At 40.0% G+C, this 12,572-nt stretch carries 7 protein-coding genes; all 7 read right to left on the bottom strand.

Going from position 1 to position 12,572, the window contains the following annotated elements; translation table 11 throughout:
• Window positions 1–180: 180 nt before the first annotated feature.
• The 7 genes from tuf to rpoB all read right to left on the bottom strand — a co-directional run bounded on the left by tuf (window position 181) and on the right by rpoB (window position 12,553).
• Window positions 181–1,368: an elongation factor Tu gene (gene tuf, locus HF990_RS06970; RefSeq protein ID WP_168412264.1), complete on the bottom strand. Its 1,188-nt coding sequence runs from the start codon at window positions 1,366–1,368 to the stop codon at window positions 181–183.
• Window positions 1,369–1,491: 123 nt separating this feature from the next.
• Entirely contained in the window at window positions 1,492–3,570 is a 2,079-nt protein-coding gene (gene fusA / locus HF990_RS06965) for an elongation factor G (protein ID WP_016838551.1), read from the bottom strand.
• Window positions 3,571–3,659: 89 nt separating this feature from the next.
• Window positions 3,660–4,130, bottom strand: coding sequence for a 30S ribosomal protein S7 (rpsG, locus tag HF990_RS06960; RefSeq protein WP_016838550.1), 471 nt, complete (start codon window positions 4,128–4,130; stop codon window positions 3,660–3,662).
• A gap of 37 nt (window positions 4,131–4,167) precedes the next feature.
• Window positions 4,168–4,587: a 30S ribosomal protein S12 gene (gene rpsL / locus HF990_RS06955; RefSeq protein ID WP_016838549.1), complete on the bottom strand. Its 420-nt coding sequence runs from the start codon at window positions 4,585–4,587 to the stop codon at window positions 4,168–4,170.
• A gap of 98 nt (window positions 4,588–4,685) precedes the next feature.
• A complete protein-coding gene (locus tag HF990_RS06950; RefSeq protein WP_168412263.1) occupies window positions 4,686–4,937 on the bottom strand; it encodes a 50S ribosomal protein L7ae-like protein in 252 nt (83 codons plus the stop codon).
• 255 nt (window positions 4,938–5,192) lie between these two features.
• Window positions 5,193–8,882: a DNA-directed RNA polymerase subunit beta' gene (rpoC, locus tag HF990_RS06945; protein ID WP_016838547.1), complete on the bottom strand. Its 3,690-nt coding sequence runs from the start codon at window positions 8,880–8,882 to the stop codon at window positions 5,193–5,195.
• Window positions 8,883–8,992: 110 nt separating this feature from the next.
• A complete protein-coding gene (gene rpoB, locus HF990_RS06940) occupies window positions 8,993–12,553 on the bottom strand; it encodes a DNA-directed RNA polymerase subunit beta (RefSeq protein ID WP_184656226.1) in 3,561 nt (1,186 codons plus the stop codon).
• Window positions 12,554–12,572: the final 19 nt, after the last annotated feature.

Raw genomic sequence — 12,572 nt, 5'->3', positions numbered from 1 at the left:
TGCCGCTCGCTTCCTTCAGATTCCGCGTCACCACGGACACCCTTGCGTTAAGCTAACTGTTACTTCTGCCTTCACAGTTCGGGACTTACACCCTATAGATTACACCCATGCCAGGCGCACTAAAAAAACCATCTTGTAGATAAACTACAAGATGGTTCAATCGTAAGCTATTTACGTTTATTATTTAATGATTTCAGATACAGAACCTGCTCCTACAGTACGTCCACCCTCACGGATAGAGAATTTAGTACCTTCTTCAATCGCGATAGGAGAGATTAATTCTACAGTCATTTCGATGTTATCGCCAGGCATAACCATTTCTACACCTTCTGGTAAAGTGATTACACCAGTTACGTCTGTAGTACGGAAGTAGAATTGTGGACGATAGTTAGAGAAGAATGGAGTATGGCGTCCACCTTCTTCTTTAGATAATACGTAAACTTGTGCTTTGAAAGCTGTGTGTGGTGTAATTGAGCCTGGTTTTGCTAATACTTGACCGCGTTGAACTTCGTCACGTGAAATACCACGTAATAAAGCACCGATGTTGTCACCAGCTTCAGCATAGTCAAGTAATTTACGGAACATTTCGATACCTGTTACAGTTGTTTTTGTTGGCTCATCAGCTAAACCGATGATTTCTACTTCGTCACCAACTTTAACTTGACCGCGTTCTACACGACCAGTAGCAACTGTACCACGACCAGTGATAGAGAATACGTCCTCTACTGGCATCATGAATGGTTTATCAGTTTCACGTTGTGGAGTTGGAATGTATTCGTCAACTGCATCCATTAATTCAACGATTTTTGCTTCCCACTCAGCATCTCCTTCAAGAGCTTTAAGAGCAGAACCTTTAATTACAGGAACTTCGTCGCCTGGGAAGTCATATTCTGAAAGTAAGTCACGAACTTCCATTTCTACTAATTCTAATAATTCTTCGTCGTCAACCATGTCACATTTGTTTAAGAATACTACTAAGTATGGTACACCTACTTGACGAGAAAGTAAGATGTGCTCACGAGTTTGTGGCATTGGACCGTCAGCTGCAGATACTACTAAGATACCGCCGTCCATTTGAGCAGCACCAGTGATCATGTTTTTAACGTAGTCAGCGTGTCCTGGGCAGTCTACGTGTGCATAGTGGCGTTTTTCAGTTTCATATTCAACGTGAGAAGTGTTGATTGTGATACCACGTTCTTTTTCTTCTGGTGCGTTGTCGATTTGGTCGTAAGATTTAGCTTCACCACCATTTTTTTTCGCAAGAACTGTTGCGATAGCAGCAGTTAAAGTAGTTTTACCATGGTCAACGTGACCAATTGTACCAATGTTAACGTGTGGTTTTGAACGATCAAATTTTTCTTTAGCCATTAGAGAAAGCCTCCTATTACTTGTATTTTTTATTTTTACAACTGCTGACAAGAAATTACTTTCTTGTCAAACAATCATAGCTTACAAATTATTTATACTTGATTAAAGGTGAGATTTCAATTATTATTCACCTTTATTTTTTTTGATAATTTCTTCTGCAATTGATTTTGGTACTTCTTCATAGTGGTCAAATACCATTGAGAATACACCGCGACCTTGAGTAGCAGAACGTAATGTAGTTGCATATCCGAACATCTCAGCAAGTGGAACCATAGCACGAACCACTTGTGCGTTACCGCGTGCTTCCATACCTTCAACACGACCGCGACGTGCAGTTACGTGACCCATGATATCGCCTAGATATTCTTCTGGTATTACAACTTCAACTTTCATTATTGGTTCAAGTAATACAGGGTTACATTTTGCTGCAGCATTTTTAAGTGCCATGGATGCAGCGATTTTGAACGCCATTTCGTTAGAGTCAACATCGTGGTAAGAACCATCGAATAATTTCGCTTTGATGTCAATCACTGGGTATCCAGCTAGTACACCATTTTCCATAGCGTCTTTTAAACCTGCTTCTACAGCTGGGATATATTCACGAGGTACTACCCCACCGACAATCGCGTTTTCAAATTCAAAGCCTGCTCCTTCTTCATTTGGAGAGAATTCGATCCAAACGTGACCGTATTGACCACGACCACCAGATTGGCGAACGAATTTACCTTCAACTTGAGCAGTTGTACGGAATGTTTCACGATATGAAACTTGTGGAGCACCTACGTTAGCTTCCACTTTGAATTCACGTCTTAAACGGTCAACAATGATATCAAGGTGAAGCTCACCCATACCAGAGATGATTGTTTGACCTGTTTCTTGGTCAGTATGAGCACGGAATGTTGGGTCTTCCTCTTGAAGTTTTCCAAGAGCTGTACTCATTTTATCTTGGTCTGCTTTTGATTTTGGTTCAATAGCAACCGAAATAACTGGTTCTGGGAATTCCATTGATTCTAAGATAACTGGGTTTTTCTCATCACAAAGTGTGTCACCAGTTACTGTATCTTTTAAACCTACTGCTGCAGCAATATCCCCTGCGAATACTTTTGAAATTTCTTCACGGTGATTTGCGTGCATTTGTAGAAGACGTCCAATACGTTCACGTTTACCTTTTGTAGAGTTAAGAACGTATGAACCAGAATCTAGAATACCTGAATACACACGGAAGAATGTTAACTTACCTACATATGGGTCAGTCATAACTTTGAATGCCAATGCTGAGAATGGCTCTTCGTCACTTGCATGACGCTCAGTTTCTTCTTCAGTTTTTGGCACGATACCCTTAATAGCAGGAATATCGAGTGGTGAAGGTAAGTAGTCGATTACTGCATCAAGCATTTTACGAACACCTTTATGTTTGAACGCAGTACCGCAAAGTACAGGGTAGAATTGTACCGCAATTGTTGCTTTACGGATTGCAGCTTTTAATTCTTCTACTGTAATTTCTTCACCAGAGAAGTATTTTTCCATTAATTCTTCATCAAGTTCAGCTACTGCTTCAATTAATTTTTCACGGTATTCTTCAGCTTGTGCTTTGTATTCTTCTGGAATTTCTCCTACAGTAACATCTGTACCTTCGTCGTTACCGTAGAATGTCGCATTCATTTCAACCAAGTCAATAATACCTTTAAATTGATCTTCCGCACCAATAGGTAATTGAATTGGATGCGCATTCGCTTGAAGACGATCATGTAAAGTATTTACTGAGTATAAGAAGTCGGCACCAGTTTTGTCCATTTTGTTAACAAATACGATACGAGGAACTCCATATGTTGTAGCTTGGCGCCATACAGTTTCAGTTTGTGGTTCAACACCAGATTGAGCATCTAGTACTGTAACTGCACCGTCAAGTACACGTAATGAACGTTCAACCTCTACAGTGAAGTCCACGTGTCCCGGAGTGTCGATGACGTTAATGCGGTGACCTTTCCACTGAGCCGTTGTAGCAGCAGAAGTGATTGTAATACCACGTTCTTGCTCTTGCTCCATCCAGTCCATTTGAGAGGCACCTTCGTGAGTTTCACCGACTTTGTGAATCTTACCAGTGTAATAAAGGATACGCTCAGTTGTTGTTGTTTTACCAGCATCAATATGAGCCATGATCCCAATATTACGTGTATTCTCTAGAGAGAATTCGCGTTTCATAGGGAATTGTCTCCTTCCAAATTGGGTTTAGACTAAAAAAGTGTTATATTTAAATTTTGTACTAGCAAAAAGCTAGTACAAAATTTAGATTACCAACGATAGTGTGCAAAGGCTTTGTTTGCTTCTGCCATTTTATGCATATCTTCGCGTTTTTTCACTGCAGCACCAGTGTTGTTTGCTGCATCTAGGATTTCGTTAGCTAAGCGCTCTTCCATTGTTTTTTCACCGCGAAGACGAGCGTAGTTCACTAGGTAGCGAAGACCTAGAGTAATACGACGGTCTGGACGAACTTCAACCGGTACTTGATAGTTAGAACCACCAACACGGCGAGCACGTACCTCAAGAACTGGCATTACATTATTTAATGCTTCTTCAAACACTTCTAATGGATCTTTGCCTGAACGTTCTTTTACAATATCGAACGCACTGTAAAGAATTTTTTGCGCTGTACCTTTTTTACCGTCAATCATGATTTTATTAATTAAACGTGTTACTAATTTTGAATTGTAAATCGGATCAGGTAACACGTCACGTTTGGAAACAGGACCTTTACGAGGCATGTGTTTTCCTCCTTTCAACGAGTATTACTAATTTTTATTATTTTTTCTCTTTTGGTTTTTTCGTACCGTATAAAGAGCGTGATTGCATACGGCCGTTTACACCTGCAGTGTCAAGCGCACCGCGAATGATGTGGTAACGTACCCCTGGTAAGTCTTTTACACGTCCACCGCGAATTAATACAACGCTGTGTTCTTGTAAGTTGTGACCTTCACCAGGAATGTAAGCTGTAACCTCGATTTGGTTTGTTAAACGAACACGTGCATATTTACGTAACGCTGAGTTTGGTTTTTTCGGTGTCATTGTACCAACACGTGTACATACTCCGCGTTTTTGAGGTGAATTAACGTTTGTAAGAGACTTTTTAAAGCTATTGTAACCTTTGTTTAACGCAGGTGATTTTGATTTAGTAATTTTAGATTTACGAGGCTTACGTACCAATTGGTTAATTGTAGGCATCGGTTTTTCCTCCCTTCATGTTATCGTTTTTTAATACCACATATCCAGGTGGTTCATTTTTAGGGTAAAAACAAAGCTTTTGTGTTTTTCCACAAAAACTACTCCGCAGCAATCGCAACAACTGCAGCTCCAACTTGGATTCCGCACGCTTTGCCAAGCTCTTTTCTTGATTCCACAAAATCTACCGGAATTCCATTTTCCTTTGCAAGGGCAATAACTGGTTCTGTTATTCTCTCTTCTGCATCTTGTGCTACAATGAGCTCTTTTACTCGGCCAGCTTTTATTGCTTTTACTGCTTGCTTTGTACCAATGATTGTTTTACTTGCCTGTTTAACTTTTTCATAAGACATTGACAATATCCTCCGAAGTACAGACAGTTACTATCAACCCTAAGTATATTATCATTATCATTTCAATCTGTCAATTTTTTTTGTAATTGAGTTAAAAAATTTTTTGATAAGTATAGAAACAGAGCAAGTAAACGGATTAATGAATTTATTGCATAATTCATCCAGTGAAAATGGCTTGAGCCTCCCCGTCGCATAATGTTTGTTTACAACTTCGGAGACTCAAGCTCTTGTATTTTCACTGAAATGTTTTCCGAATTATTCGGCTGATGTTAATTCTTCTAGAGCGCTAACAGGCTCTTCTTTGATCTTGATTTGACGATATCTTTGCATTCCTGTACCCGCTGGAACAAGTTTTCCTAGGATTACGTTCTCTTTCAATCCGAGTAGCGGATCTCGCTTACCTTTAATTGCAGCATCTGTTAATACACGAGTTGTTTCTTGGAATGATGCAGCAGATAAGAATGATTCTGTTTCAAGAGAAGCTTTCGTAATTCCAAGGATAACTGGACGACATGTTGCAGGTACCTTACCATTCATAATCGCTTCTTTATTTGCTTCTGTGAATTGGTGAACATCGAGGAGTGTTCCAGGAAGTAAGTCTGTATCTCCAGCTTCGATTACACGAACTTTTCGAAGCATTTGACGTACCATTACTTCGATGTGTTTGTCCCCGATTTCTACCCCTTGCATACGGTATACTTTTTGAACTTCTTTTAATAAATATTCTTGTACCGTTGCTACGTCTTTGACTTTTAATAATTGTTTTGGATCAATTGAACCGTCAGTTAGAATTTGACCTTGTTCTACTTCGTCACCTACAGCAACTTTCAATCGTGCATTGTAAGGAGCTTGATATTTACGAGTTTCAATTTCACCAACAACAGTAATTTCTCTTAAGCCGTCACGACTTTCTTCAACTTCAGTAACGACACCTTTAATTTCCGAAATAAGAGCCTGACCTTTTGGATTACGCGCCTCGAAGATCTCCTGAATACGTGGAAGACCTTGCGTAATGTCGTTACCAGCAACCCCACCAGTGTGGAATGTACGCATCGTTAACTGTGTACCTGGTTCACCGATTGATTGAGCAGCGATAATTCCAACCGCTTCTCCCACTTCAACCTCTTCACCAGTTGCTAAGTTGATACCATAACATTTTTTACATACACCATGTTTTGTATTACATGTGAATGCTGAACGGATTGATACTTTTTCAATACCAGCATCAATAATTTTTCGAGCGATATCTTGCGTAATTAAATTGTCTCGCTCTAAGATTATTTCGCCAGTTTCAGGATGACGAATTGTTTTCTTAGCATAGCGTCCAACAATACGTTCTTCAAGCGTTTCAATTACTTCAGTACCATCCATTAACGCACCAATAGTTAATCCACGGTCTGTACCGCAATCTTCTTCACGAATAATCACGTCTTGTGCAACGTCAACAAGACGGCGAGTTAAATAACCAGAGTCCGCAGTTTTTAACGCAGTATCCGCAAGACCTTTACGTGCACCGTGTGTTGAAATGAAGTATTCCAATACGCTTAAACCTTCACGGAATGAAGATTTAATTGGAAGTTCGATAATACGACCAGCTGGGTTGGCCATGAGTCCACGCATACCTGCAAGCTGAGTGAAGTTCGATGCGTTACCACGGGCACCGGAGTCACTCATCATGAAGATCGGATTCAATCTTGGTAAAGAGTTCATTAGTTTTGCTTGGATTTCATCTTTTGCTTCAGACCAGCTTGAGATTACTCGGTCATAACGTTCTTCTTCTGTAATTAAACCGCGACGGAATTGTTGCATTACTTTATCAACTTTTTTCTGAGCTTTATCTAAAATTTCACCTTTTTCAGGTAATACAACGATATCTGAAATACTTACTGTAATACCCGCACGCGTTGAATATTTAAATCCTAAATCTTTCATGCGGTCTAGCATTTTGGATGTCTCTGTAATATGGAATCGCTTGAATACTTCCGCAATAATGCTTCCTAAGAATTTTTTACGGAATGGAGTAATCAACTCTTGATCCTCAATGTATTTTTTCAATACCGCTTTACGCTGATATTCGATTTTTTCTTGTTCAGATAGTTGATTATATTCTTCTGAAGCTTCTAGTTCTTTTAGTAGTTCATCATCGATTGTTAAGCTGACAAAGTATTTATCTGGTGTAGCTACTTCCAAGTTGTAAGATGTTGGTTCATTAATGTATGGGAAAGACTCTGGCAAAATTTCATTAAAGATAATTTTACCTACTGTTGTAATCAAGAATTTTTTATTTTGCTCTTCCGTAAATGTTTTATTGTTTAAAGAGCTTGCTTTTACGGCAATTCGGCTATGCAGGTGCACATTACCGTTTTGGTAAGCTATTAACACTTCATCTGGACTAGAGAATACAGAACCTTCTCCACGAGCACCTTTGCGCTCAAGAGTTAAATAGTAGTTTCCTAATACCATGTCTTGGGAAGGTGTTACAACCGGCTTACCGTCTTTTGGATTTAGGATGTTTTGTGCAGCAAGCATCAGTAAACGAGCTTCTGCTTGAGCTTCTGCTGATAACGGCACGTGAACCGCCATTTGGTCACCATCGAAGTCAGCATTATAAGCTGTACATACAAGTGGGTGTAGACGTATTGCACGACCTTCAACTAATGTTGGTTCGAACGCTTGAATTCCCAATCTGTGTAGCGTTGGGGCACGGTTAAGTAACACTGGATGTTCTTTAATTACGTCTTCAAGCACATCCCATACTTCGTTGTGCATACGTTCAATTTTGCGTTTTGCGCTCTTAATGTTGTGAGCCAAACCTCTTTCAACTAACTCTTTCATTACAAAAGGCTTAAATAATTCAATCGCCATTTCTTTAGGTAGACCACATTGATACATTTTTAACGTTGGACCAACGACGATAACGGAACGACCAGAATAGTCTACACGTTTACCAAGCAAGTTTTGACGGAAACGTCCTTGTTTACCTTTTAACATGTGTGACAAGGATTTTAATGGTCGATTACCCGGTCCCGTTACAGGACGACCTCTACGTCCATTATCAATCAATGCATCTACCGCTTCTTGCAACATGCGTTTTTCGTTTTGAACAATAATGCTAGGAGCCCCTAAATCTAAAAGGCGTTTTAAACGATTGTTACGGTTAATAACACGACGATATAAATCGTTTAAGTCAGATGTTGCGAATCGGCCACCATCCAGCTGTACCATTGGTCGAAGCTCTGGTGGAATAACCGGAAGCACCTCTAATACCATCCACTCTGGTCTATTTCCAGAACTGCGGAATGATTCAATGACTTCAAGGCGTTTAATTGCTCGTGTGCGACGTTGACCTTGAGCTGTTTTTAATTCTTCTTTTAATTTATTTGCTTCTTCCTCTAGGTCAATTTGCTCTAGAAGTTTTTTGATAGCTTCTGCACCCATTCCTGCTTCAAAGCTATTACCAAACTTTTCACGGCAAGTACGATATTCTTTTTCAGATAAAAGTTGTTTCTTCTCTAAGTTTGTAACGCCAGGATCGATTACTACATAAGAAGCAAAATAAATTACTTCTTCCAATGCCCTTGGAGACATATCAAGAATGAGCCCCATACGGCTTGGAATTCCTTTAAAGTACCAAATGTGTGAAACTGGCGCCGCAAGTTCGATGTGTCCCATACGTTCACGTCGAACTTTTGCTCGCGTTACTTCTACACCACATCGGTCACATACTACACCTTTATATCGAACGCGTTTGTATTTTCCACAGTGACATTCCCAGTCTTTCGTCGGACCAAATATGCGTTCGCAGAAAAGACCATCTTTCTCAGGTTTTAATGTACGATAGTTAATTGTCTCAGGTTTTTTTACTTCCCCATAGGACCAAGAACGAATTTTATCCGGTGAAGCTAAACCAATTTTCATAAATTCGAATTCATTTACGTCAACCAAGGAGCCTACCTCCCTTTAGTTATAAGTCCTTTTGACATTCCATTAATTAAGATTCAGAATCAGAAAGTTTAATGAAGAATCGGGCAGGCGTCTACCTGCCCGCATGTAGATTAATTTTGAGTTTCAACAGGTTTTTCTTCTTTAGTTGGCAAGATGTTTAGGGCATCAGCTGGTTGTAGATCGTCATCATCATCCATATCTCTCAGTTCAATCTCTTCTTCGTCTACAGTAAGCATTTTCACATCTAATCCTAGTGATTGAAGTTCTTTAATTAATACTTTGAAGCTTTCTGGCACGCCTGGTTCTGGAACACTTTCACCTTTTACAATCGCTTCATATGTTTTCACACGTCCTACAACGTCGTCTGATTTGATTGTCAATAGTTCTTGTAGTGTATATGCTGCACCATACGCTTCAAGTGCCCAAACCTCCATCTCACCGAAACGTTGACCACCAAATTGTGCTTTACCACCTAATGGTTGTTGCGTTACAAGTGAATATGGACCTGTTGAACGGGCATGAAGTTTATCGTCAACCATGTGCGCCAATTTGATCATATACATGATACCAACTGATACTCGGTTATCAAACGGTTCTCCTGTACGTCCATCATAAAGAATTGTTTTACCGTCTCTATTCATTCCGGCTTCTTCCATCGTATTCCAAACATCTTCTTCGTTCGCACCATCGAATACAGGTGTCGCCATGTATTCGCCTAATAAGTGTGCAGCCATACCTAAGTGTAACTCTAACACTTGTCCGATGTTCATACGAGATGGTACGCCTAATGGGTTTAACATGATATCAATTGGAGTTCCATCCGGTAAAAATGGCATATCTTCTTCAGGTAAAATACGGGAAATTACCCCTTTGTTACCGTGACGACCGGCCATTTTGTCACCGACGCGAATTTTACGTTTTTGAACAATATAAACACGCACTAATTGGTTTACTCCAGGTGGTAATTCATCACCGTCTTCTCGATTAAACACTTTAACATCGAGGACGATTCCACCTGCTCCATGTGGTACACGTAATGACGTATCTCGAACTTCACGAGCCTTTTCACCGAAAATGGCATGAAGTAAGCGTTCTTCAGCAGTTAATTCCGTAACTCCTTTTGGTGTTACTTTACCTACTAAAATATCACCGTCACGTACTTCAGCACCAATTCGAACGATACCGCGATCATCAAGATTACGTAGCGCATCTTCACCGACATTTGGTATATCGCGAGTAATTTCTTCTGGGCCTAGTTTAGTATCTCGAGATTCAGATTCATATTCTTCAATATGAATGGATGTATAAATATCATCTTTTACAAGACGTTCGTTCATAATAATCGCGTCTTCGTAGTTGAAACCTTCCCAAGTCATGAAAGCAACAAGAACGTTGCGACCTAGAGCAAGTTCGCCTTTATCCATGGAAGGTCCATCTGCAAGAATATCTTTTGGTTTTACGCGATCCCCAACTTTAACGATTGGGCGTTGATTAATACAAGTTCCATGGTTGGAACGCTGGAATTTTTGAAGCTTATATTTATCCAGTTCGCCTTTTACTTCTTTTCCATCTCTAATTTCAATTCGACGAACATGGATTTCACGCGATTCAACATGTTCAACGATTCCTTCATACTTATTAACTACAGCAGCACCAGAGTCCCGAGCGTTTACGTATTCCATTCCTGTCCCTACATACGGAGCCTCTGGTTGAATTAATGGTACTGCTTGACGTTGCATGTTTGCACCCATTAATGCACGGTTAGAGTCGTCGTTTTCTAAGAATGGGATACATGCTGTCGCAGCAGATACGACTTGTTTAGGTGATACGTCCATGTAGTCAACTAATTCTCTTTTGAATACTGTGTTGTCTCCACGGAATCGACCTAAAACTTCCTCGTTGGCAAAAGTTCCGTCTGGATTTAACGGTGAGTTTGCCTGAGCTACGATGTAGTTGTCTTCCTCATCGGCTGTTAAGTAGTCAATTTGGTCTGTCACTCGGCCTGTTTCAGGATCAACACGACGATAAGGTGTTTCAATAAAACCAAACTTATTCACTTTCGCATAAGTTGATAATGAGTTAATTAGACCGATGTTTGGACCCTCTGGTGTTTCAATAGGACACATGCGGCCATAGTGCGAGTAGTGAACGTCCCGCACTTCCATACCAGCACGTTCTCTCGTCAAACCACCAGGTCCTAAAGCGGAAAGGCGGCGTTTATGCGTCAATTCTGCTAGTGGATTTGTTTGGTCCATGAATTGCGATAATTGAGAGCTACCAAAGAACTCTTTTATTGATGCAATAACTGGACGAATATTAATCAATTGTTGTGGTACGATTGACGCTGTGTCATTAATTGACATGCGCTCACGCACAACTCGTTCCATACGCGATAGTCCAATACGGAATTGGTTTTGCAACAACTCACCAACAGAGCGTAAACGACGATTTCCTAAATGGTCGATGTCATCAACATTTCCTACACCATAAAGTAAGTTGAAGAAGTAGGATAATGACGCGATAATATCCGCAGGAGTTAAATGTTTTACCTCTTCATCAACGTAAGCATTGGAAATGACATTGATGATTTTTCCATCTTCGTCATTAGGAGCATATATTTTAATGGATTGGATTGTAATATCTTCATCCAATACACCACCTACTTGAGATAATGTACGGAATCCAACACCCTTCTCTAAATAAGGAATAATTTTATCTAACGTACGTCGGTCAAGAATTGTATCTTTTTCAACAATAATTTCTCCTGTTTCAGGATCTACTAACGTTTCTGCGATTTTTTGATTAAATAGACGATTTTTTATGTGAAGCTTTTTATTCATTTTATAACGCCCAACGGCTGCTAAATCATAGCGTTTAGCATCGAAGAAGCGGGAATATAGCAAGCTTTTTGCACTTTCAACTGTCGGTGGTTCACCTGGACGAAGGCGTTCATAGATTTCTAATAGCGCCTTTTCAGTGCTATCTGTATTATCTTTCTCAAGCGTATTTCTCAAATACTCATTATCACCGATAATATCGATAATTTCTTGGTCTGAACCAAAGCCTAACGCTCTTAGAAGCACTGTTGCAGGCAATTTACGTGTGCGATCGATGCGAACATAGATAATATCTTTTGCATCCGTTTCAAACTCCAGCCATGCACCACGGTTTGGAATGACTGTTGCACCGAAGCCTTTTTTGCCGTTTTTGTCCGTTTTATCGTGATAATATACGCTTGGTGAACGTACCAATTGGGATACAATTACACGCTCGGCACCGTTAATAATAAAAGTGCCTGTTTCTGTCATTAATGGGAAGTCCCCCATAAAGACATCTTGTTCTTTAACTTCATCCGTTTCTTTGTTATGAAGACGTACCTTTACGCGCAATGGTGCTGCATAAGTTACATCGCGCTCCTTACATTCATCGACATCATATTTTGGTTCTCCTAAAGAATAGTCGATGAATTCTAGTGAAAGATTGCCTGTGAAATCCTCAATAGGGGAAATTTCTTTAAACATTTCAAGCAATCCTTCTTTAAGGAACCAGTCGTAAGAGGCTGTTTGAATCTCTATTAAATTCGGAAGCTCCAGCACCTCTTTAATACGCGCAAAGCTTCTACGCTGGCGGTGTCGTCCGTACTGAACTAGTTGACCTGTCAACTTATTCACCCCTCAATAAAGCGATAAT

It is taken from the genome of Ureibacillus thermosphaericus, from assembly GCF_012396605.1.
Classification (GTDB): domain Bacteria; phylum Bacillota; class Bacilli; order Bacillales_A; family Planococcaceae; genus Ureibacillus; species Ureibacillus thermosphaericus.
This window is presented reverse-complemented; position numbering and strand designations above follow the sequence as displayed.